Genomic DNA, 20684 nt, shown 5'->3' with positions numbered 1-20684 from the left:
TGCGCTCACCAGATGTGGTGAACGGTAATTTTCGGCCAGATCGATTTCCAATCTTTTTTCCCAATCCGCTCCTCGTAAATCGCAGCTCTTGCCTCAGTCCCGGTAAAAAACGGTGTCGGCTTCACTTCCAGATTGAGCACATCCTCAAGTCCACACGGCGCTGTAAGAACCACGTTCTCCTCATCATCCAGCTTCACCCCGAGGGCTGTTGCTGTTTCGGGAAACTTTGAAATCGCATCAACCGACGATTCATAAGGCTCAATATCATTCACCATATGCATCCGCGCTTCGTTTTTCACTGACCACGGAACGCCGGGGAGCATGCGGTTCAGCTTCTCCTCCAGGTCCTTTTCCGTTCTTTCATCCACTTGCGCAGGATCAAAATAGATCACATCCACATCGGGTGTCTCCGTTCTTTTTTCAAAGTGATGGAGAGTGTCCCAGATTTTTGCCCGCACAAAGCCGGCACAGATCCACCAGTCCGGCAGATCCAGCTTTTTCGCCGCCCGGAGCATCTCCATCATGCGATCATCCTCTGCAATAAGATCGATCACGTCCTGTTCTGTTTTGAGCATTCGACGCCCTCCTCTTTTTTTCCGGTACCTGTCACCACCCGGATTTTGTCGAAACCATAGGTCTTTTACCTGTTACGATGTTATGGTAATCAAGGGTTCCAATAATTTCTATACCAACACAACCAGCCCAAGCACCAAAAAAACAACGGCCAGTGCCACTTCCAGCGTCACTTTTCTTTTCGCTGTCACCTTCCGCTCAAGTTTTCACTGTTTCTTTTCGGAAAAAATAATCCCATATGTAAGTCTCCTAAATCTAAACTATTATTTTTTGTCCCGTATTTCCTCCAGAATCTCAATCGCACGGTCGTTCTGTTCCTCGATTTTCTTCAGCCTTTTCTCCACGATTGTCGATGAGAAAAACACAATCAAAACAACCGCGATTCCTGCAAACCATCCCAATGATCATACCTCCAACGCTCATTTCAGACCACGCCCTTTACGTAGCCTGCCTGCCTCTCTCGAGGGCTTTTGTAAGCCTGATCAACCAATACAACCCCACCCACGGAAGAACATACTTTGTTGCAAACTCTGCCAATGGGAAAAAGTAAAATGGGTGATATCCCATGTTTGTCATCATTAGAAACACAAGCATCCCCAGCAGAAACGCCCCGACAACCATCAATGATTTTTTCAAACTTCTTCGCTCCTCTCCTCATAAATCACGGTTTCTACAAAAAAGAAATCATCACAATCAATGTCACCACAAGTACACCCAGCTTGATCCACCTGAATTTTTTATCTGATCCGGCCCTCTCCTCCAGCTGGTACAGATAATTAAGTGTCAAAACAAAACCGAAAATAGCAAGGATCATGAGCAAGAAATCATCAGACATTGCCGCATATCTTACAAGGCTCACCGAAATCAAAATAACACCGAGCCAGCCCGTGATCATATTAAAGAGAAGAACATTCCCACTGTCTTTCTTCATCACTTTCCCCTCTCCCAATCACACCTGCGAGCTCCTTCGCCGTCTCTGCCAAACGCCCTTTCTCCACATCATTATCCAAAGGCACGTCCGAGTAAAAGTCCGCAAACCGCTGATCCCGGTACCTGGGCACGACGTGCATATGAAAGTGCGTCAGTTCGCTGAAGATTCCGCCATTTTGGCAGATGGTAATTCCATCGGGCTCATAAAGCCTCTTCAGTGCTTTCGCCACCAGCCCTGCCGCTTCCATCACCCGATTCGCCGTTTCTTTATCCAGTTCATCCACATCCTCCACGTGCCCCTTCGGCAGAACCATCACATGCCCTTCATTGAACGGCTCATGATCGAGAATGCAGCACACCGCCTCATCCTCATAAACAACATGCACCGGTTCCAGCCCATTGGCCAGCCTGCAGCCCAAACACGCCACATGATCACCCTCCCTGCAAAACATCATCGTACTTCCATCGGTAATGACCGGCAATCGGGGTTGAAATGGACGTAAGTTTAATTTCAGCCGCGAACGGATACGTGTTATGAATCAAATAGGGCGTACCGTCTCTCGCACGTTTATCAGAAACAATACCCACGTGATGAAACCCATCAAGGTAAAGAACAATATCTCCCGGCTGCCATTCTTTTAAATTCTCCACATCCCCCGGGATCACATCCGTCGTTAACGATTCCGCGAAGCGCTCAAAAAACACGTACTGATTCGGCACCCGGCGAAAATCAATGTTCGGATCGGGATTCCCTTCCACTCTCGGGTACAGTTCCGGATTCACAGCAATATCCTCATCCATCAGCTCTTTTAACGAAATGCCGCTGCCCATAAGCCCGCGCCATACAACGTCCGTACACACACCTTCATCCTCAGGCGGATAGCCGCCATCATAATACGCACTTTTATACGTCGTCCGCTGATCCACTTCCGTACGGGCAGCCAGGACAATATCCAGGGGATCGGCCATCCCGTTCCCGTTTGCATCCACAGCTGAAAACACCTCGGGAATCACAACATGTTCCCCAAACGGAAGCTCAATCCCAATTCCCGCAAAATCCATGACAATCCCATCCTTAAAGATAAGCAGAAAATAAAAGAGCACAAGAACCAGCAGGGGCACAAACAGCATTCGCTTTTTCCACATAGACGCATCTCTCCTTCTTGATCGGTGCCTGTCACCACCCGGATTCTGTCGAAACCATAGGTCTTTTCCCCATAATTCAAAATAGAAAGTAACCTCTTAATCTACCACTCACATTAAAAATTCAACCAGCCGTTCCTGAAGATTGTTTTAATATCCGTACTGTGAACGAAGAACGTTTCACCGTCCCTTTCAAATTCCTGACCGCTGCCCATTCTCTGAACCTCTACCCAACCTTGCTCTACCATGTATTCCTTAAAGACATCAAACTCGGTTTCTCCCTCTCCCACCTGTGCATAATATACATCCAAAAAGGCCGCTTCCATGACTTTTGCTTCCGTGAAATATAATGTACCGACAGGAAATAAAAACAGGACCAACCAAGCAAAAGCCGCAATCATCGCAGCATATAAACCGTATTTCTTCATTGCGCCCAATCCCTCCACAGACCAGCCCCCTAAACGATTATGGAATTTTATGTTAAAATCATCGTATCTTGACCTCAGCAGTTGGTCAAGCAAATCTGCAAATGAATAGTCAGGACGTGGGTAAATGATTCTATTACTCGGAATGATTCTAATATTACTGCCTCTAACAGGTTATTTTATCTACAGCCATTCCAAGCTTACGGGCACTGTTTTTATGTCCGCCCCCCTTGTTTTCGTTCTTTTTCTGGCAGGCTGGTGGGTGATGTCAGTCAATCACCACTTCGTTTCTTCTACTAATCTTGAAGAGGAATTCCTAGGTCCCTTTCAACTGCAGAAAAGTCTGTCAGAAGAAAAATTTGATGAATTTGGCTCCTATGAAAAGAGAGAACAGGACGAAGGATACTCTTATTCAGCCGAAGACTTCTTTCTCAAAACAGACAAAGAAAATATCATAGTTTCGTTATCAGCAGGCGCCATGCCTGTCGAAACCTCCTCCGGCCTCAAACCCGGGGACTCGCTCAAAAAAGCCAGGCTTATTTATGGCGAAAAGTATTATACCTACCGGGAGATGGGACTCGGCAAGGCAACCGTCTATGTAGATAGAGCTCAACGTCACACACTCACAATATGGAGCACAGATGACGCTACAGTCTCGAACATCTGGTTCTCGCAATACTAATGGTGCCTGTCACCACCCGGATTCTGTCGAAACCATAGGCCTTTTCCCCATAATTACCAAATAGATAATAGACCTATGAATTTGACAACGTTCGGGGAGTGACAGGCACCGCCTCAACTCCTGCTCTTCAGCTAATCCTTTATGTACTCAATCTCATTCATAAACCCCCAAGGAAAGCGGTAATCATGCACCCGCATGAAATACTCGTCGCCAGGCGACACTTCATCAAGCATATCTGACACTTTCATTTCTTCAGTTTCCGGCAGTTTAATTAAAGAAGAATGAAAAGAGAGACCTGTTTACTCATGAACAGGTCTCTCTTTATTATCTCGGAAAATAACACCAGGAAAAAGCAGTTGACCAGACACCAATTAGTGTCATATAATAATGTCACCAATTGGTGTCGTATTTTATACACGGAGGGAGGATATATGAACCAGGCTTATCAAGAGCGTGACGTTTATACAGCGATTGCAGATCCCACAAGGCGAAAATTAATACGGCTTCTTGCAGAAGCAGATGAGTTGTCTCTTTACGAAATAACCCCGCATTTCCAGATAGGACGGACGGCGGTTTCTAAACACCTGGCCATCCTGAAGTCAGCTGATTTAGTAACGAACCGTAAGACAGGCAGAGAAACAAGGTATCAGTTAAATGCAGCGCCATTGCAGGAAGTGAAGGACTGGTTATCATTTTATGAACAGTTTTGGAATGAAAAAGCGAAATTACTAAAAGATATATTGGAGGAATAGATAAATGGCTGATTTATTACTGGATTTTCAGTTTAAGAGCCCAATCAACAAGGTATGGGACGCCTTAACCCATTCAGAAACGCTGGCCCAATGGGTAATGGAGAATAATTTCAAGCCGATTGTCGGATACAAATGCCAGTTTCGAAATGCTCAGATTGGTTTGGTTGTAAACAGCGAAGTACTAATCGTGGACAAGCCCAATAAGTTATCTTACACATGGGTTGGCGGACCGATAAACACCATCGTCACCTGGACATTAAAGCAGGAGGGTGAAATCACCCACCTTCACCTTGAACAATCAGGGTTTGAAGAAGAAAACCAGGCATATCATGGTGCAAAATTCGGCTGGAGCAGTATGGTGGATGAACTGAAGAAACAGTTGGGTGAAAAGTAGATAAAGACATAGACAGATAAAGGGGACAAGGAACATGAGCTTCTTAAAAGATACACTCTCTATATTCAAAAAAAATGAACTTGCATTTATCAAAAAAGATAAAGAATCCGAAGAGGTTTATACCTTTCTTTTCGAAAAGGTAAAAGACGTAACATGGCATGCAGGACAGCATGGTTTATTCACCATCACCCACAAAAAGATTAAAAACGGTACACGGCCGCTGAGTGTGGCCTCTTCCCCAACCGAGAATGTCATTAAAATTACAACTAAAATCAACGGTAACCCCAGCGAGTTTAAACGAGCGTTGATGGAATTAGAAAAAGGAATGACAATCAGTATGAGTGGTCCGGTAGGCTCCTTCTACTTAAAAGACAGCGGGCCCACGCTTTTCATTGCAGGAGGTATCGGCATTACACCCTTTCGTGCTATGGCTAAAGAATTGGAGGCAGAAGACAACGCAGGTGGTAAGCCAATGAAGCTGCTCTATATTGACAGCGAAAAAGAATATTTATACAAAGACGAACTCGATGAAATTGAGGCGAACACCTCAGTGGATGTCACCTATCCACAATCAAGGGATGATTTATATCAGGAAGTGGATCAGTTTATTTCCTCCTACGGGAATAATGCCAAATACTTCATTGCGGGACCGAAGTCCATGACAGACTTAATGACCACTTATTTAAAAAACAAAAAGATCTCCAAACAAAACATAAAAAAAGATACCTTTACCGGGTATTGAGTGAGGTGCCTGTCACCACCCGGATTCTCTCGAAACCATAGGCCTTTTCCCCAAAATCACCAAATAGATAATAGACCTATGAATTCGACAACCTTCGGGGAGTGACAGGCACCGCCCAAAACAACCACTACCCCTCCAAAATCTCCCGCAAAAATTTCTCCCTATGCTGCAGAAAGTAACTCGTAATCTGGTAATGATCCGTCATCTCATAATCAATCTCCGTAATTTCCTCCTCATCGAAGCTGAGAATCGCCGCATCCGGGTATCCTAGCAGAATTGGTGAATGTGTCGCGATAATAAACTGCGCTTCCCCCGATGACGCCAAATCATGAATGATCCGCAGAAACGACAGCTGCCGCTGAGGGGACAAAGCAGCCTCCGGTTCATCAAGCAGATAAATCGCCGGCCCCTTAAACCGGTTCGTAAAAAGCGAGAAAAACGACTCCCCGTGGGACTGGTGGTGCAGCGACCGCCCCCCGTAAGCCTCCCTGGCCCCGACATCATCAATATGTGAGGCAAAATGATAAAAAGACTCTGCCCGGAGGAAGAATCCTTTCGTCACCTTCGGAAGCCACGAAAGCCGGATATAGTCTCCCAGCGCGGAATGAGAAGCATGGAGATCATACGCATTGTTCCGTCCTCCCCCCGCCTTATTAAATTCACACTTATCCGCAATGCCCTCAAGAAGCGTCGACTTCCCGGACCCGTTTTCCCCCACAAAAAACGTGACATTCTTCGTTAATTTCAGCTGATGAAAGCTCTTTATCGCCGGAATCGAAAACGGGTACTCCTTATATGACGAAATGCGTTCCCGCTGAAGGTCTATTCTCTTTAAAAACATCCGAGCACCTGCCAAATAAAATTGGTTTATTCCTTCTTTAGTTTACCAATGGCCGGAGATCAAAAGAAGAGCAAAAAGGTGACAGCCACCTTTTTGCTCTCTTCCCTGAATCGATATGCTTTCTGTCACTTTATCCCCTGCGCTCCATCAGGTTTATTCCGACTCCCATACAAATGACACCGAACAGGATCAAAATACTAAGAGACTGTGTGATCGCATCGAAGCTTCTTTCATAAATGGCAATTTGTTTTAAAGCATCCATCGCGTAAAGAATCGGCATTCCCTGGGAAAAGAAGAGCACAATCTCATTTGAAACGACCTCAATCGGCCAGAAAGCGCCACCGAGCATAGCCATCGCCACGGCTACGATCGGGATTACTCCATTAAGCTGCTGAGATGTTTTTACGAGTCCTATCAAAAGCGTGCCTAATGCCACAATTGCAAAACAATAGCACCCGATAATCAGCAGCACCATACCGAACTGCTCCCCGATATCGAACCCGAATCCAAATGTAAACAGCATAAAGATGAGAAGAATCTGGGCATAGCCTATCGTAAAGGTAAAAACAAGATGGCCGGTATACATCTGGAATTTCCTCAAAGGCGAAATGATCATTCTGTCCCACGTACCGGTACGTTTCTCCTCTGCAACGTTAACCAGACTATACATCATCGTGTAAACGGAGAAGAAGAGGGTCATGCCAAACAAAGTCTGTAACTGACTATCAAACACAAAAGTCCCGTCTGCTCCCTCAATGGTTTTCGTTTTCACTTCCAGTACCGGATTTTCCATAAAAGCGTTTAAAGCCTCCCGGAAATCCTCTCCTTCAGATGCCTCCGCCTCTCTCAGACGCAATTCTTCACGGAACACCGAGTCCACATAGTTTTCTACAGTAAACACCGTACCGTCATCTGTTGCCACAATGAGCCGGTAATCTGCTTCGTCCAGGACAAGAGCCACATTCACCCTGCCATCACGCAACCTGTCACGAACCTCCTCCTCTTCACTCAAGGTAAAGGTCATCCCCTCCGATTCGTTTAACCGATCAAGCCACTCCTGTGCTGCTTCATCAGAGACACCTTCATTTACAAAAGTCTGAACCGTAAAGTTTTGGTCCGGTCCCGTCTCTCCTGCAAGTGTAAAAACAAAAACGACCGTTAAAATAAAGAACGACAGCACAAGGATCGGAGCCCGGCGAAACCGCTGCCACTGGTGTAAAAAAATAGATTTCATATCCCCTCCGACCTCCTTTTAGGAAAAATAAGGACACTCGCGATGACAAGAATAACGGTCATCAGGACAATCCGTAAAAGGGAACCAGTGACTGTTTCCATGCCATAACCTTGAATCCACTGAAGATATGCAGTCAACCCGGCCCCGTTCGGAGTCCAGCTGCCAACTGTTGTAAATAATTCAGGCATATTTCCGGTAGGAAAATAGCTTCCCCCCAAAAAAGCAAAGACAGAGACAATTCCGCCGGCAAAAATGTTTGACACAGCATCCTGATTAAACCGGACTGCAATAGCCGTCAGTAAAGCTGCAAATCCTCCCACGCACAAAGATAAAACCGCTGATATTCCTGCCATTCCGGCCCAGAACCCCGTGGAAGTAAAAGAAAAAGTCTGAAACAACAAAGAAGACGTTAAAAACAGAACAGCCAGCTGAATAAAAGCAGCTACGGAAGCCGAAATAAACTTTCCGCTCAAATACGTCATAGGATCGGTGCCGGCCAAAAGGATCCGGTCAAACACATGCTGCTTTTTTTCCACAAATGCCTTACTCGACAATGTGGAACTGACGTAAAGCACAAACATGACGGCCATTCCAAGAGCATAATACTGCATAGCGTTCACTGGTTCAGCAGCCATCACCGATTCCACTCCGCCAATATCCCCCGCTTCTGCCTCAGCCACCGGTGCTGTCTGACCTTCAGATACACGGGCGATCGCCGTTTCAACGTTCATCTGCCTCGTAAATTGATGCATGATATCGTTAAAAATTCTTGCATGGATCGCCCCATATTCATTTACCGTCACCTCAAACGAGCCCCCTTCACCTTCATCCAGCATCATTTTTAAGAGGGTGTTGAATGTGAATTCCTCGGGAATCGTCAGTACTGCAGCGACTTCCTCATTCAGGAGATACGTCTCTGCTGTTTCGGCATCTGTGTGTACGACCGTGATCATGTCTGCCAGCTCTTCCTCCAGCATAGTGCGGAGTATTTCACTCGGGTTCATTGTTTCACGCGCCGCGCTTTCAAGATCCAAAAGCTGCTCCTGGGGAACGCCCCTTTGTTCAAGTTCGTCAAGAAACATCTCTATACCGGCTTCTTCTTCATCAATTTGTACGACTGCCACATCCATCTCCAGAGAGGCTGTATCACCATCAAAGATGCCCCGTAAAGCAAACCCTAAAATACCAATTAATATAAACGGCATCAAAAGCAGGATGAGCAATTCTGTCCGGTCCCGGATGAGGATCCTTAAATCTTTAAGAATAAAAGAAAACATCCCGTTCCCTCCTAATCTCTCAGCTTCCTGCCGGTTAAATGCAGGAAGACATCTTCAAGTGTAGGCACATGAACAGTAATGTTCAGAATCTGAGCCTCGTGACGCTCGGCGATCTGGAATATTTTGCTTAATAACCGGCTGCCCTTTGGCACGATCAGTTTCAATCCCCTTTCAGTCTCTACCGTCTGGAGAATCGCATCATCAGAAGCAAACTCCGCCGCCAGCTCAGGGTCGTGTTTTTCAAGGTCAATCAGAATGGCCTCCTCACCCGACAAAATACTTTTAAGTTCTTCTTTTGTTCCTGAAGTAATTACCCGGCCGTGATCCATAATATAAACGCGGTCACAAAGACGCTCCACTTCTTCCATGTAATGACTTGTGTAGAGCACCGTTACCCCCTTCTCTTCGTTCAATTTACGGACCATATCAAGAATATAGCTTCTGGATTGAGGGTCAATTCCCACGGTCGGTTCATCCATAATCAGAATCTGGGGATCATGAAGAAGGGCAGCGCCGATGTTCACCCTCCTTTTCATACCTCCTGAATACTTCGACACAGCCTCATTCCTTCGATCAGACAACCCGAGCAGTTCCAGGACGTCCTGAATTTTTTTCTCTAGCACCTTCCCTTTTAACCCATAAATCCGCCCAAAAAAGCGAAGGTTTTCAACTGCAGTCAGTTCATGGTACAGGGCGATTTCCTGAGGGACGATACCAAGCACACGGCGAAGCTCATTCGGATACTTAAGAATGCTTTTTTCCTGCAGCCGGACATCACCCGAGGTTGGTTTAATAAGAGAAGCAATCATGGAAATCGTAGTCGATTTTCCCGCTCCGTTCGGGCCAAGCAAACCGACTGACTCTCCCTTTTCCAGAAATAAATTAACCCCCTCCACTGCCACTGTTCCTTTATATTTCTTATACAGCTCTTCTGTTTCAAGCACATTTCTTCCCCCGTTTCCCTTGTGATGGTTTGATTATAAAAAAAAAGAGCCAGTACTCCTACTGTCTCTGGTCATTACTTTTTGAGCCAATCATGACTTTAGTCATTTTGTTTATACAAGATGGCGGCGTATGGCATAAATAGCAATCTGCGTCCGGTCACGGAGCATTAATTTCTCCAGGATCACACTGATATTATTTTTAACCGTACCTACGGAAAGACACAGAACCGAAGAGATCTCCTGATTGTTTTTTCCCTTGCCAATCAGTTTAATAATGTCAATTTCTCTTGGGGTCAAACGCGGATCGGGTTCCTCTTTTTCCTGAACCTGTTTAAGAAGTCGCGGCATAACCTTTGCTGCCACGTGTTCAGCAAGGGGAAGTCCGCCGGACAAGCAGCTGCGGACAGCCCGTGTCAGGTCCTCTGCTTCAGCATCTTTCAGCATATATCCACTCGCCCCGCTCTTTAACGCCTCCAAAGCATAGTCATCGTCATTAAAGGTCGTTAGAATCAGGATTTTCACGGCAGGCCAGCGTCTGCTGATTTCTCTTGCAGCGGCAAGTCCATCCATAACAGGCATTCTGATATCAAGAATTACCAGATCAATAACAGAAGCTTCACATGCTGCCACCGCTTCTTTGCCATTCCGGGCTTCCTTTACGACACGAAGATCAGGGTCTGTTTCAATCATCATTTTTAAGCCCTGCCTCACCATACTCTGGTCCTCTGCGAGCAATATTTTAACCATCATTACCACCTTTCCTTGTAAAAAGCGGAAAGGTCCCCCTGACAATAAAGCTGCCTGAATAGTTTTCCGCTTCGAGTCCGCCGCCCGCTTCTTCCATTCTTTCACGCATGGATATCAAACCAAACCCTTCTTGAAACGTCTCATCCCTCCACGTTTTATGCCTTACTTCAAAGCGGAAGACCGTCCCCCCGGGAACTTCAAAAATGATGTCCACTTCTTTCGTACCGCTGTGTTTCATCATATTCGTCAACGCTTCCTGAACGGCCCGGTAAACAGCAATGGCCTGATCATTTCTTAATGGGGCGGTTAATGCCCCGTGGTTGATTTTAAAATGGACCCTTAGAAAGCTTTCCGCTTCAAGCTTCCTGATCAGACGAATCACCGCAGGCAGGCCTCCAGCTTCATCTTTCTTCAACGCTTTAACCGCATGGCGGGTTTCCTCCAGACTATCCCTTGCCAATTCTTTTAACTTTATTACCGTATCTTTATCCTTTTCAGCTGCCTGAATACGAAAGACTTCCAGCTGCATGAGAAGAGCAGTCAGCTTATGCCCTACCGAGTCGTGTATTTCCCTTGCTATCTGCGTCCTCTCTTCCTGCCTGATGTTTGCTTCCCCCGCCGCAGCCGTCCTTTTTAATTTGCGAAACTCAATCAGGAGGGCTTCATACTGATCATTCAGCTGCCTGGCATTCTTTATTCTTTCATATATCATTACCGTTCCCATAACCAGCAGTGCAGCAAAAATACCGATGAACGGAAGTGACTGACCTGGCACTCCTGCCAAGGCAGGCAAAGCAAGCCCCAGGAGTAAAATACTTTCAACAGCCATTACATAAAAGAGACGGAGTCGGTAGACCGCTTCACCGGAAATCATTACAACTATCATAATATGATAGACGTTTATCCCCCAGTCAGGTTCCGGCCAGAATACACCAGGGAGAAGACCTGCGCCAAACAAGAATACCCCCAGCTGCAGCCCTTCCTTCTTTCTAAAGAGAGGCAGCAAAAAATACCCGGTAAAAAACAAAGTACTCAACGCCAGGCGAAGAGGGTCCCCCAGCAGGCTGCCACTGGCGTAATTCAGCCCGAACCCCCACATCACTATAAATAATCCGATCCATAAAACCAAACGCATGCCGCTATGCACCTGCTTCCTGTATACGGTGCCTGTCACCACCCGGGTTCTGTCGAAACCATAGGACTTTCCCCCACAATTCCAAAATAGAAAAACGACCTATGAATTCGACAACGTTCGGGGAGTGACAGGCACCAGCTATCTATTCTTTTAAAATACCATAATTCAACCCACACATTGGGAGAATACACCAGTTTTTTACCCAGACCCGTTCATTCACCCTAGTCCCGTGATAAGCTAATAGAATCATATATCCAAAAGGAGGCCCGCCATGAACGACCGTGTAAAAAACGTCTACAACGAGCTCGCACACCATTACGAACATCATGTGGATCAGAAAAGCCTGTACAACACCCACTATGAAAGACCGGCAATGACCGCCCTCTTCCCTCCGTCTCTTGAAGGTAAAGCCGTCTTTGACGCGGGCTGTGCGGCAGGATGGTACACAAAGGAACTGGCCCTCCGCGGGGCTGTGGTCACCGCTTCAGACCTCAGCCCTGAAATGGTCGCCGCCGCCAAACGGAGAGTAGGCGATGCAGCCGCGATTCACCAGCTGGACCTGGAAGAGCCCCTTCCTTTTGAAAACAGCAGCTTCGACCTTATCGTGAGCTCCCTTGTTCTTCATTACATCAGCGACTGGCAAAACGTATTCAAGGAGTTTCACAGAGTGCTGAAGCCCGGAGGCGGACTTCTCTTTTCCGTCCACCACCCCTTTATGGACCTGAAGCTCTCCCCCGGCGAGGATTACTTCCTCCATGAGCTGCTACTCGATGAGTGGAAAACAGACCGAGGCACGTTTACCGTCCCTTTTTACCGCAGGCCTCTTACCGATATTATGAATGACACCCTCACGTACTTTGCCATAGACGAAATCAAGGAGCCCCAGCCGGTCCCGGATTTCCAGAAGCGGGACCCGGCCCGGTATGAAAAATTGATGACGAACCCTCACTTTCTGATTGTGAAGGCGAAGAAGTCGAAAGGAACCAGCCATGCCCAAAATAATCCTGTTTGATTTAGACGGAACGCTCTCCGACCCGAAGCAGGGCATTACGAAGTCCGTTCAATATGCCCTTGCTAAAATGGACATTCATGAACCTGACACTGATAAACTGGACGATTTTATCGGCCCGCCGCTCCACGTCTCTTTTGCCGGGAAATACGCTTTTGATGACGCTCAAACCCAAAGAGCCATCGGCTTTTACAGAGAGCGGTTTAAAGAAAAAGGGATGTTCGAAAATGAGCTGTATCCCGGCATCCGCGCCCTGTTAACGTCCCTGCAGAACAACGGCTTCTCCTTGGTCACAGCCACCTCCAAGCCCACTGTCTTTGCCGAAGCGATCCTGGCGTACTTTGAGATCGATCAGTATTTTGACCCCATTGTCGGCAGTCATCTTGACGGTACGCGGTCGTCGAAAGCGGAGATCATCACCTTCATTATGGAAACGTACACCGACCATACCCGCGATGACTTCATCATGATCGGGGACAGAAAGTACGACATTATCGGGGCAAATACTGCGGGAATTGAATCCTTCGCCGTTACATACGGATATGGCTCGGAGAAAGAACTGCGAGATGCCAGTCCTTCTCTGATCGTCCACACCGTGGAGGAGCTAAAACAGACGCTGGAAGCAGATCTGCCGGCAAAAGCAGACACGCGTGTTTTGGGGGAAAAGTAATGCTGGAAACCCATTCAATTGTAAGCTCCGCCTTCCAGAAACCGAGGCAGATCAGAGTCTGGCTTCCTGAGGATTACAAAGAAAACAGCGGGAAACGCTACCCGGTTCTCTACATCCACGACGGGCAGAATGTGTTCCGGGATGAGGATGCCATTGGCGGCGTCTCTCTTAATCTCGAAGCTTATTTAACCGATCATCCCCGGGACTTTATCGTCGCAGCGATTGAACAGAACCCTGAAGAGCGGACCGATGAATTCTGCCCCTGGCCCAACGGAAAATACAGCCGGCGCTTTCTAGGAGACACACCTTCCTTTGGCGGAAAAGGCGAAACCTACCTGCATTTTATCGTCCATGAAGTAAAGCCGTTTATGGACCGGCACTACCGTACGTTAAAAAACAAGACTGCCATGGCCGGCATTTCACTGGGCGGCCTGATCACGGTCTTCGCCGCGTGCCGGTATCCTCACGTGTTCAAAAACATCGTCCTCTTCTCCTCCGCCTTTTATCCAAACCAGGAGGAGCTTGAAGCACTCCTGAAACAAAGCGATCTATCGGCGGTCGACACATTTTACATGGACTGGGGAACGAAAGAAGCCGGTGACGGCACCGAGATGAGCGAAGCCTTCTCAGTCTCAAATCAAGCAATCTATGAACTGGTGAAAAAGAAACTCCCTTGCGCAGAAGCCAAAGTGATTGAGGGCGGAGAGCATCACTATCTGTTTTTCCGGGACAGGGTTCGTGCGTTGTTTTCATTTTTATAGTCAAACTATTCTTGCAATTGAAGTGACAAACCAGCATTGTTTATTGAGAGATATTGGAAGGAGGTCCTCATCCAATGGTGACTTTGTAATGGTTATTGAGTAAAAGTGGACAGCCTTGTTTTTTGAACAAGGGATTCGTATGCCCTTTTCCCATTATGAAGATCTTTTATCGTGCCATGCAGGGTCCTTCAACGGATCACTGCCACCACTGGGAAGGGATAAAACCTGGGAGGATAGGATGAGCCAAATTACCGGAGAATTAACACGTTTGCTTGAAGATTTCGTTTCCCGGGAACCAATCCCCGGCTTAGCTGTTGGGGTTATAGCGGACAAAAAAGTCATCTTTACAAAGGGGTTTGGTGTAAAGAACACCGAAACAAAGGACCCGGTTACAGCGCATTCCCTCTTTCATATGGCCTCTGTGTCCAAGACATTTGTGGCTCTGGGGATGATGCAGCTCGTACAGGACGGGAAACTCGGGCTGGAGGATTATGTGAAGGACCACCTGCCTTATTTTACGATGAAAGACCCCCGTTACCTCAAGATCACAATCAGGCAGCTCCTGAGTCATGTATCAGGCATGCCCGATGAAGAAAGCTTTGACTGGGCAAATCCCGAGTATGACGATGAAGCCCTTGAGCGCTATGTGAAAGGGCTGTACAATAAAGAACTGCTGTGGGACCCCGGAAGCGGATCCGCTTACAGCAACATTGCCTACGAGATACTCGGGGATGTGATTCAAAAGGTTTCAGCCACGCCCTTTGAGACGTATATGAAGAGAAAGATTCTTGAGAAGTTAAACATGAAAAAAAGCAGTTTCCTTAAGGCCGAGTTCAATACGGAGCTCCTCACAACACCTCATGTTCTAAATACAGACGGGTATTACGGCCCCAGAGTAAGTAAGATCTACCCTTACCACCGTGCACACGGTCCGAGCTCTACGCTTTGCTCCAATGTCGTTGATATGTGTTCCTACGCACAGGCCGTCTTAAACAACGACAGCGGACTGCTGAAGCACGACTCATTTGCCAGGCTTTTTGAGCCTCACAGCGGGACCCCATGGGGAAAAGAAACATCAGAAAACGGTCTCGCCTGGTTTTTAGGTGAGTATAAAGGCAGAAGAGTAGCTTCACATGGCGGACTTGATACAGGTTACCGAAGCAACCTCGTCCTTCTGCCCGACGATGGGATCGCTGTCGTTCTAATGACAAACGCCGATTACATTGGAACGAAAGTCATCTGGAACACCATCCTCGACGTTATTTTCGGTGAGCCCGTCCAGCGAATCAAAAACTCCCTTGCCCGCCATTTAGCCGGTCTCTTTGTTGAATCCGGACAAAAAGAAGCGTTTGAAGAATACAGGAAAATAAAGGAAAACAAGTTTGACGGCTTTCTCCTCATCGAAGGGGAATTGAATTTTGCCGCCTACGAGTTATTCGAAGCAGGGAAGGTGGATGAAGCCCTCGGACTTTTACTGCTGGCCATAGACCTTTATCCCGAGTCTTCCAACCTCCACGACAGCGTCGGGGAAATGTATGAAGCTAAAGGCAGCAACAACGCAGCGGCCGGTTATTTCTCAAAAGCAATTGCACTGGACCCGGACAATAAAGATGCCATCGCAAACCTTGAACGGGTAAAAAAACAGTAGATTTCAGGGGAACTCATATGTCGGAGTTCCCTATTTTAAACCAGAAGCAAAGATGAATAACACTGATAACCCATAAATATTCCCCTACCCTGTTTTAAAAACCGCCCGATTGCTTTATGATAGGGGACACATGAACGTGAGGTGAAACAGCACATGCTTTACATATGGCATATTGAGGAAATCATTAAGGATACACTGGACAAACATGAACTATTGATCAATTTCGAAAGCAACAACGATCTTGAAACACCGATGAGCTATAACAAATCCACGGATACGATCAAGTTTAACTACCTTCAGATGAACGGCTACCATGCGAAAATGACCCGCGCGGCAAAAGTGTCCGAAGAGGACCTGGTCAGAATCACTCTGTATCATCAGATCGGCTATCATCTGGACTTTAAGCATAAGTTCTATGATCTCAGAATTCTGATGTACGGCGAAGATAAGGAGCAGGAAGTGCTCCGGGCTAAAATTGACGGAAATGCCTGGGAAAGAGGACGCACCCTGGTTCCTGAGGAACTGCTTTCATCCTATGACAAAGTACGAGAATTAGAGCAGCCACCGCAAAAAAACAAGGCGTAGAGAAGTGGTTCTCTGCGCCTTACTTTTTATAGTACGGACTCAACTCACTCCACACATCAAACGTATTCCCGTCCGGATCAGAAAAAACAAAGTTCCTGCCCGCATGCCCTCTGTCTTCAATTTCACCCACCGTGATTTGTTCCCCCGCAAACTCCCTGTGAAGTCCCTCTAAAGCTTCCAGCCCATCCACCTGTCATGGAAAAATGCTCTTCTCCTGAAATGTCCTTAAAATTAGCCGTTTCACCTTCCCGAGCTTTTACGAGAAACGTGCTTTGTGCGGCCAAATCAAGAATGGCTTTGCTCTCATCCTTATACTTCAGCTCGGCCCCCAGCTTCTCCACATACCACTTTGCAGAAACATCCACATCCGTCACCGGAATATACGTTGTCCCAACCCGAATCAGAGCCATTTTACCGCCTTCCCTTCCTTTTTACTCAAACATGAACACTTTCGGATCCCTGTTACAGCAATGGACAAGAATCGCATGCAGCTGACCCCTGTGATGATACACGTGAGCCAGAATCTCCAACAGCCACTCATAACGCGAATAGGTGACACCCCAATAAGAAGTGACTTCTTCTCGAAGCTCCTCCTCCGTATACGCCGTGTACCGTTCCTCAAGCAGCCGGTAGTTCTTTTTTAAAGTACTATTCAGCTCTTCGATCGTTTTACAGCATACAGTCGAGTAGTAGCAGCTCATCTCCTCTTTTGTGGCCCCGTTTAAAATAAGCAGGTCAGCTTCACAAACAGAGACCAGATGCTCCAGCAGTTCGCCGACAGATTGTTTAGTTGAGGTCGGCTGCTTTTGCAGATCCTCCTCTTCCAGTTTTTCCAGGATCTCAAGCGTGGTGGAAATGGCAATACGGATTTGATTCAAAGCACTTGTGCAGTCCGTCATCTGTACACTCCCTATATTAAATCTCAGCTCATTCTCCCCTTCACTTTAACATAAATATCCATATCCTGACGCTGTGAAAGGAAAAACGCCGCCCCATGTGGAATAGTCATTAGTAGCAATAATAAAGAATCAGGAGAAAAAGATGAACCTAATTAAAACCTTTGCCCTTAATAAAAGCCGCTTATTAAAAGCCCCAGAGCTGGACCTGTCCGGCGAAGCGAAAAGCGAATTTGACGCCATTTACAACGACTGGATCACCAAAGGGAACGGTGCTTTCATCCCATATGAAAGCAACTACCCGGTATCCCTGTTCCTCAATTACATCATCGAAACGAAAGACATCCTCGTCCACGGCTCCAATAACCCGTCGATTGATTGTTTCGAACCAAAAGACAGCACTCTTTTTAACGGGAAACCGGTGAAAGCTGTTTTCGCCGCCTCAGACGGAAACTGGTCCTTGTTTTTTGCTGTGCTCAAAAAAGAAGGGTACTCCGGCTCGATCCGAAACCTCTGCCTGACCGCTCCCACGAAAAAAGGAGTAAAGCGTTACTACTATTTTTCCGTCAACCGGAATGTCCACTGGACGGACGGAACGATTTACTTTTTCCCGAAAGAGCCATTCAAACAGGGCGGTATTCGAAACGAGTGGATCTCCGAATCCCCCGTCGAACCTCTCGCGAAGCTGGCTGTTAAACCGAGAGACTTTTCTTATCTGGATAAAGTAAGCCGTCACTTGGAGACAGAATCTGCTTTAAAAACAATCCTGAAAGCTTTTACCCTGCGAAAGTGATACCTTAAAACAGATAAGTCACATAAAAAGAACATAACCCCCATCCCCCTACAATTAAAACCGATACAACAAACGAATGCCGCCGGACCTGCACTCCCCGGCGGCTTCAATTTACGTTTTTTACACTTACATCCATCATTTTTACGTTTAGCTCGGGCTATTTTACACTTAGCTCCGCCTATTTTACGGTTAGAGCACCGCTTTTCACACTTCACAGCCGGTTTCTTACGTTTAGACGATTTCCTACCGCTGACGGGCGATGAAAAACGCCCCAGCAAACAAAACAACCACGGCCAAACTTAAATCCCCAGCAGTGAAAACACGAGCCCGGCGGCCATGGCAAGAATGAAAACAGCAGCAAAAACCTCCAAATAATACGTTTTCCCTTCTTTTTTTACCCGCATCCGGTACACCCGCCATCCCACTACGGCACCGATAAAGCTGCCGACGATGCTGTAGCGGAGCACGGTCATCACGTAATCATAAACCGGCACATATGTCACAGACGGCCCTTCCGCCACCCTGTAATCCACAAACAGGATCGCCATGGCGAGTGTGAGAAAAAATCCGTATAGAGCTGACTTCACGATCAATCGTTCCACTTGTTTCTCCTCCTTACGCGCGGGCCTCAAGATTATGTTTTGGCTGAGTGACAAGAGTAGCCGCCACAAACACAACAAACGACAGGACAACCGGCAGCACGACCGAGTGCATGCCGAACGGATCCGGGTAAAACTGATGAATGATCACGTACGAGAACACGCCGGCCACCATGGACCAGAGCGCACCGTGCTTATTGGCACGGTTCCAGTAAAGACCGAAAATTACCGGCCAGATAAATGCTGCTTCCAATCCGCCGAAAGCGAACAAATTGAGCCATATCAACAGATCAGGCGGGCTCAGAGCCAACGCAAACACCGCAACACCGAGAACAGCCGTCACCCCGAAGCTCACTTTCTTTACCCGCTCAATGGACGCATCGGGCTTCACGTAGTTAATATACACGTCTTTTACCACTGCCGAACTCACCAGGAGAAGCAGGGAATCCACCGTACTCATGATCGCAGCCAGCGGCGCCGCAAGGACAATCCCTGCGAGCCACGCCGGCAGAACCTCCATGGCGATCATCGGCATCACCTGGTCCGGCACGTCCACACCCGGCAGTATCGGACGGGCAAAAACCCCGATTAAATGCATCCCGAGCATGATAAATCCGACCACAACCGTACCGACAATCAGCGCCCGGTGCATCGCCTGGCTGTTTTTATAGCTCATGGCCCTAACCGTCACCTGGGGCAGCGCCACTACTCCCACGCCCACAAGAATCCAGAATGACGACACATACGCAGGCGTCAGGCTTCCGTCATGTCCGAACGGCGTCACAAGGTTCGGGTTTTCAGCCATCAGATCGCTCATGATGTTCCCAACACCGCCACCGGCAATGATCGTACCGACAAGAATAATGAGCGTTCCGAAAAACATCACCACGCCCTGAACCGTGTCGGTAATCACAACGGCGCGGAACCCTCCGATAATCACGTAGGCAAGCACGGCCACGGCAAAAATAAACAGAGCCGATGTATATGTAAGACCCGTCAATGACTCAATGAGCCTCGCTCCTCCTACCCACTGGGCCGCCATTGCGGAAAACAGGAAAATAATAATACTGAACGCGGAAAACAATGCGACCCACTTGCTGTTGTAACGGCTCCTTAAAAAATCAACAAGCGTAAGTGCATTGTACTTCCTCGCAATAATCGCGAACTTTTTCCCCAATACCATAAGTACAAAATAACCTGTTGCCACCTGGGCCATGGCAAGAAGCACCCATCCGAGTCCCTGGGTGTAGGCAACCCCGGGACCGCCGATAAAACTCGAGGCACTCCCGTATGTAGCAATCATCGTCATGGCGAGAATAAAGCCGCCGAGCTCCCGGCTGCCAAGGAAGTACTCCTGTAAAAAACCGCTTCCTTTCCGGTTTACGTTCCTGGACGACCAGAAACCAATCGCAAAAATAAGCACTAAAAACCCGAACAAGGAGACAATCACCGGAATATTCATGAGTTGTGCTCCTCCTCATCAAAAGACACATCTTTAAAAAACACTTTCACCACAAAAATTACGAGGGCCACCATGAGCAGAAACCCGCCGATGCAGCTGAACACAAACCACGCAGGCATGCCAAAAATAAAGGTATACTCCTCCACCGGGGCGGATCCGAGCCCGTAGGCAAATCCGAACCACCAGACAAAGTTAATCACCACAAGCGCAAAGCCGATCAACGCTTCACGGTTGGCAATTTTAAATCGGGGATCTGTATGTAAATCAAGCTCATCTTTACCATTTTCTCTCATCTTTTAACCCCCTTCTGACTAATTTACGAGAGGTTCGTACCTATTTTTCATTATAACATTTACACGCTTACATTCCTTTGGTACGATTTCACTTATGCGTCTATTTCATAACATAAAAAATCGAGTTTTGTAAACGTTATTAATATGTA

Annotated in this window: 27 protein-coding genes and 1 pseudogene; 10 read left to right on the top strand and 18 right to left on the bottom strand. The window is 47.2% G+C overall.

Annotated elements, in window-relative coordinates; all coding sequences use genetic code 11:
• Positions 1 to 5: 5 nt before the first annotated feature.
• The 7 genes from JSY36_RS04955 to JSY36_RS04925 form a co-directional block, all read right to left on the bottom strand.
• Positions 6 to 575, bottom strand: a complete 570-nt coding sequence (locus JSY36_RS04955; RefSeq protein WP_205165493.1) for a nucleotidyltransferase family protein — start codon at positions 573 to 575, stop codon at positions 6 to 8.
• A 261-nt stretch (positions 576 to 836) separates the two neighbouring features.
• Positions 837 to 974: a hypothetical protein gene (locus JSY36_RS04950; protein WP_205165492.1), complete on the bottom strand. Its 138-nt coding sequence runs from the start codon at positions 972 to 974 to the stop codon at positions 837 to 839.
• Between the two features lie 37 nt (positions 975 to 1011).
• A complete protein-coding gene (locus JSY36_RS04945; protein ID WP_205165491.1) occupies positions 1012 to 1209 on the bottom strand; it encodes a hypothetical protein in 198 nt (65 codons plus the stop codon).
• Positions 1210 to 1243: 34 nt separating this feature from the next.
• Entirely contained in the window at positions 1244 to 1504 is a 261-nt protein-coding gene (locus JSY36_RS04940; protein ID WP_205165490.1) for a hypothetical protein, read from the bottom strand.
• Positions 1470 to 1955 carry an HIT family protein gene (locus tag JSY36_RS04935; RefSeq protein WP_205165728.1) on the bottom strand — a complete coding sequence of 162 codons (486 nt, stop codon included), beginning with the start codon at positions 1953 to 1955 and terminating at the stop codon, positions 1470 to 1472. Before JSY36_RS04935 ends, JSY36_RS04940 begins: the two co-directional genes overlap by 35 nt.
• Positions 1936 to 2649: a DUF1287 domain-containing protein gene (locus JSY36_RS04930; protein WP_205165489.1), complete on the bottom strand. Its 714-nt coding sequence runs from the start codon at positions 2647 to 2649 to the stop codon at positions 1936 to 1938. Before JSY36_RS04930 ends, JSY36_RS04935 begins: the two co-directional genes overlap by 20 nt.
• A gap of 113 nt (positions 2650 to 2762) precedes the next feature.
• A complete protein-coding gene (locus JSY36_RS04925; RefSeq protein WP_205165488.1) occupies positions 2763 to 3092 on the bottom strand; it encodes a hypothetical protein in 330 nt (109 codons plus the stop codon).
• Between the two features lie 106 nt (positions 3093 to 3198).
• Between JSY36_RS04925 and JSY36_RS04920 the strand changes: the two genes are divergently transcribed.
• The 4 genes from JSY36_RS04920 to JSY36_RS04905 all read left to right on the top strand — a co-directional run bounded on the left by JSY36_RS04920 (position 3199) and on the right by JSY36_RS04905 (position 5641).
• Positions 3199 to 3753 (top strand): hypothetical protein, encoded by a 555-nt coding sequence (locus tag JSY36_RS04920; RefSeq protein WP_205165487.1) that lies wholly within the window; start codon positions 3199 to 3201, stop codon positions 3751 to 3753.
• A gap of 431 nt (positions 3754 to 4184) precedes the next feature.
• The gene (locus tag JSY36_RS04915; protein WP_205165486.1) at positions 4185 to 4505 is read left to right on the top strand and encodes an ArsR/SmtB family transcription factor; all 321 of its coding nucleotides are present in this window, start codon (positions 4185 to 4187) and stop codon (positions 4503 to 4505) included.
• A 4-nt stretch (positions 4506 to 4509) separates the two neighbouring features.
• On the top strand, positions 4510 to 4899 hold the full coding sequence (locus tag JSY36_RS04910; RefSeq protein ID WP_205165485.1) for an SRPBCC family protein: 390 nt from the start codon (positions 4510 to 4512) through the stop codon (positions 4897 to 4899).
• Positions 4900 to 4933: 34 nt separating this feature from the next.
• Complete coding sequence (locus JSY36_RS04905; protein ID WP_205165484.1) at positions 4934 to 5641, top strand: FAD-dependent oxidoreductase; 708 nt, start codon at positions 4934 to 4936, stop codon at positions 5639 to 5641.
• 127 nt (positions 5642 to 5768) lie between these two features.
• On the opposite strand, the gene JSY36_RS04900 is transcribed toward JSY36_RS04905, so the two are convergent.
• The 6 genes from JSY36_RS04900 to JSY36_RS04875 form a co-directional block, all read right to left on the bottom strand.
• The gene (locus tag JSY36_RS04900) at positions 5769 to 6482 is read right to left on the bottom strand and encodes an AAA family ATPase (protein ID WP_205165483.1); all 714 of its coding nucleotides are present in this window, start codon (positions 6480 to 6482) and stop codon (positions 5769 to 5771) included.
• Positions 6483 to 6612: 130 nt separating this feature from the next.
• Positions 6613 to 7716, bottom strand: a complete 1104-nt coding sequence (locus JSY36_RS04895; protein WP_205165482.1) for an ABC transporter permease — start codon at positions 7714 to 7716, stop codon at positions 6613 to 6615.
• A complete protein-coding gene (locus JSY36_RS04890) occupies positions 7713 to 8993 on the bottom strand; it encodes an ABC transporter permease (RefSeq protein ID WP_205165481.1) in 1281 nt (426 codons plus the stop codon). The genes JSY36_RS04895 and JSY36_RS04890 overlap by 4 nt, the downstream gene beginning before the upstream one ends.
• An 11-nt stretch (positions 8994 to 9004) precedes the next feature.
• The gene (locus tag JSY36_RS04885) at positions 9005 to 9937 is read right to left on the bottom strand and encodes an ATP-binding cassette domain-containing protein (RefSeq protein WP_205165480.1); all 933 of its coding nucleotides are present in this window, start codon (positions 9935 to 9937) and stop codon (positions 9005 to 9007) included.
• A 111-nt stretch (positions 9938 to 10048) separates the two neighbouring features.
• Complete coding sequence (locus tag JSY36_RS04880) at positions 10049 to 10684, bottom strand: response regulator transcription factor (RefSeq protein WP_205165727.1); 636 nt, start codon at positions 10682 to 10684, stop codon at positions 10049 to 10051.
• Complete coding sequence (locus JSY36_RS04875) at positions 10677 to 11819, bottom strand: sensor histidine kinase (RefSeq protein WP_205165479.1); 1143 nt, start codon at positions 11817 to 11819, stop codon at positions 10677 to 10679. The genes JSY36_RS04880 and JSY36_RS04875 overlap by 8 nt, the downstream gene beginning before the upstream one ends.
• Positions 11820 to 12090: 271 nt before the next feature.
• On the opposite strand from JSY36_RS04875, the gene JSY36_RS04870 reads away from it, so the two are divergent.
• The 5 genes from JSY36_RS04870 to JSY36_RS04850 all read left to right on the top strand — a co-directional run bounded on the left by JSY36_RS04870 (position 12091) and on the right by JSY36_RS04850 (position 16492).
• On the top strand, positions 12091 to 12831 hold the full coding sequence (locus JSY36_RS04870; protein ID WP_205165478.1) for a class I SAM-dependent methyltransferase: 741 nt from the start codon (positions 12091 to 12093) through the stop codon (positions 12829 to 12831).
• A complete protein-coding gene (locus JSY36_RS04865) occupies positions 12809 to 13498 on the top strand; it encodes an HAD family hydrolase (protein WP_205165477.1) in 690 nt (229 codons plus the stop codon). The genes JSY36_RS04870 and JSY36_RS04865 overlap by 23 nt, the downstream gene beginning before the upstream one ends.
• Complete coding sequence (locus tag JSY36_RS04860) at positions 13498 to 14259, top strand: alpha/beta hydrolase (RefSeq protein ID WP_205165476.1); 762 nt, start codon at positions 13498 to 13500, stop codon at positions 14257 to 14259. Before JSY36_RS04865 ends, JSY36_RS04860 begins: the two co-directional genes overlap by 1 nt.
• Positions 14260 to 14497: 238 nt before the next feature.
• Positions 14498 to 15907, top strand: coding sequence for a serine hydrolase domain-containing protein (locus JSY36_RS04855; protein WP_205165475.1), 1410 nt, complete (start codon positions 14498 to 14500; stop codon positions 15905 to 15907).
• A 153-nt stretch (positions 15908 to 16060) separates the two neighbouring features.
• A complete protein-coding gene (locus JSY36_RS04850; protein ID WP_122900740.1) occupies positions 16061 to 16492 on the top strand; it encodes a hypothetical protein in 432 nt (143 codons plus the stop codon).
• Positions 16493 to 16511: 19 nt separating this feature from the next.
• Here the strand turns inward: JSY36_RS04850 and JSY36_RS04845 are convergent.
• A pseudogene (locus tag JSY36_RS04845) lies at positions 16512 to 16902 on the bottom strand (VOC family protein).
• A gap of 21 nt (positions 16903 to 16923) precedes the next feature.
• Positions 16924 to 17391 (bottom strand): DinB family protein, encoded by a 468-nt coding sequence (locus JSY36_RS04840; protein ID WP_205165474.1) that lies wholly within the window; start codon positions 17389 to 17391, stop codon positions 16924 to 16926.
• A gap of 142 nt (positions 17392 to 17533) precedes the next feature.
• On the opposite strand from JSY36_RS04840, the gene JSY36_RS04835 reads away from it, so the two are divergent.
• Entirely contained in the window at positions 17534 to 18181 is a 648-nt protein-coding gene (locus tag JSY36_RS04835) for a hypothetical protein (RefSeq protein ID WP_205165473.1), read from the top strand.
• 299 nt (positions 18182 to 18480) lie between these two features.
• On the opposite strand, the gene JSY36_RS04830 is transcribed toward JSY36_RS04835, so the two are convergent.
• The 3 genes from JSY36_RS04830 to JSY36_RS04820 are packed head-to-tail and all read right to left on the bottom strand — an operon-like array spanning position 18481 to position 20535.
• Positions 18481 to 18783 (bottom strand): hypothetical protein, encoded by a 303-nt coding sequence (locus JSY36_RS04830; RefSeq protein WP_205165472.1) that lies wholly within the window; start codon positions 18781 to 18783, stop codon positions 18481 to 18483.
• 13 nt (positions 18784 to 18796) lie between these two features.
• Positions 18797 to 20242 carry a sodium/pantothenate symporter gene (gene panF, locus JSY36_RS04825; protein WP_205165471.1) on the bottom strand — a complete coding sequence of 482 codons (1446 nt, stop codon included), beginning with the start codon at positions 20240 to 20242 and terminating at the stop codon, positions 18797 to 18799.
• A complete protein-coding gene (locus JSY36_RS04820) occupies positions 20239 to 20535 on the bottom strand; it encodes a YhdT family protein (RefSeq protein WP_205165470.1) in 297 nt (98 codons plus the stop codon). The genes panF and JSY36_RS04820 overlap by 4 nt, the downstream gene beginning before the upstream one ends.
• Between the last annotated feature and the right edge of the window lie 149 nt (positions 20536 to 20684).

Source organism: Alteribacter salitolerans, assembly GCF_016901055.1.
Taxonomy (GTDB): domain Bacteria; phylum Bacillota; class Bacilli; order Bacillales; family Salisediminibacteriaceae; genus Alteribacter; species Alteribacter keqinensis.
Note: the sequence above shows the minus strand (reverse complement) of the source record. Positions and strands in the feature narration are given on the sequence as shown.

Coding starts and splice junctions, on each gene's coding strand:
- JSY36_RS04955 (WP_205165493.1), bottom strand. CDS start 575: ATGCTCAAAACAGAACAGGACGTGATCGATCTTATTGCAGAGGATGAT.
- JSY36_RS04940 (WP_205165490.1), bottom strand. CDS start 1,504: ATGAAGAAAGACAGTGGGAATGTTCTTCTCTTTAATATGATCACGGGC.
- JSY36_RS04935 (WP_205165728.1), bottom strand. CDS start 1,955: ATGTTTTGCAGGGAGGGTGATCATGTGGCGTGTTTGGGCTGCAGGCTG.
- JSY36_RS04930 (WP_205165489.1), bottom strand. CDS start 2,649: ATGTGGAAAAAGCGAATGCTGTTTGTGCCCCTGCTGGTTCTTGTGCTC.
- JSY36_RS04920 (WP_205165487.1), top strand. CDS start 3,199: ATGATTCTATTACTCGGAATGATTCTAATATTACTGCCTCTAACAGGT.
- JSY36_RS04915 (WP_205165486.1), top strand. CDS start 4,185: ATGAACCAGGCTTATCAAGAGCGTGACGTTTATACAGCGATTGCAGAT.
- JSY36_RS04910 (WP_205165485.1), top strand. CDS start 4,510: ATGGCTGATTTATTACTGGATTTTCAGTTTAAGAGCCCAATCAACAAG.
- JSY36_RS04905 (WP_205165484.1), top strand. CDS start 4,934: ATGAGCTTCTTAAAAGATACACTCTCTATATTCAAAAAAAATGAACTT.
- JSY36_RS04900 (WP_205165483.1), bottom strand. CDS start 6,482: ATGTTTTTAAAGAGAATAGACCTTCAGCGGGAACGCATTTCGTCATAT.
- JSY36_RS04895 (WP_205165482.1), bottom strand. CDS start 7,716: ATGAAATCTATTTTTTTACACCAGTGGCAGCGGTTTCGCCGGGCTCCG.
- JSY36_RS04890 (WP_205165481.1), bottom strand. CDS start 8,993: ATGTTTTCTTTTATTCTTAAAGATTTAAGGATCCTCATCCGGGACCGG.
- JSY36_RS04880 (WP_205165727.1), bottom strand. CDS start 10,684: ATGGTTAAAATATTGCTCGCAGAGGACCAGAGTATGGTGAGGCAGGGC.
- JSY36_RS04875 (WP_205165479.1), bottom strand. CDS start 11,819: ATGCGTTTGGTTTTATGGATCGGATTATTTATAGTGATGTGGGGGTTC.
- JSY36_RS04870 (WP_205165478.1), top strand. CDS start 12,091: ATGAACGACCGTGTAAAAAACGTCTACAACGAGCTCGCACACCATTAC.
- JSY36_RS04865 (WP_205165477.1), top strand. CDS start 12,809: ATGCCCAAAATAATCCTGTTTGATTTAGACGGAACGCTCTCCGACCCG.
- JSY36_RS04860 (WP_205165476.1), top strand. CDS start 13,498: ATGCTGGAAACCCATTCAATTGTAAGCTCCGCCTTCCAGAAACCGAGG.
- JSY36_RS04855 (WP_205165475.1), top strand. CDS start 14,498: ATGAGCCAAATTACCGGAGAATTAACACGTTTGCTTGAAGATTTCGTT.
- JSY36_RS04850 (WP_122900740.1), top strand. CDS start 16,061: ATGCTTTACATATGGCATATTGAGGAAATCATTAAGGATACACTGGAC.
- JSY36_RS04840 (WP_205165474.1), bottom strand. CDS start 17,391: ATGACGGACTGCACAAGTGCTTTGAATCAAATCCGTATTGCCATTTCC.
- JSY36_RS04835 (WP_205165473.1), top strand. CDS start 17,534: ATGAACCTAATTAAAACCTTTGCCCTTAATAAAAGCCGCTTATTAAAA.
- panF (WP_205165471.1), bottom strand. CDS start 20,242: ATGAATATTCCGGTGATTGTCTCCTTGTTCGGGTTTTTAGTGCTTATT.
- JSY36_RS04820 (WP_205165470.1), bottom strand. CDS start 20,535: ATGAGAGAAAATGGTAAAGATGAGCTTGATTTACATACAGATCCCCGA.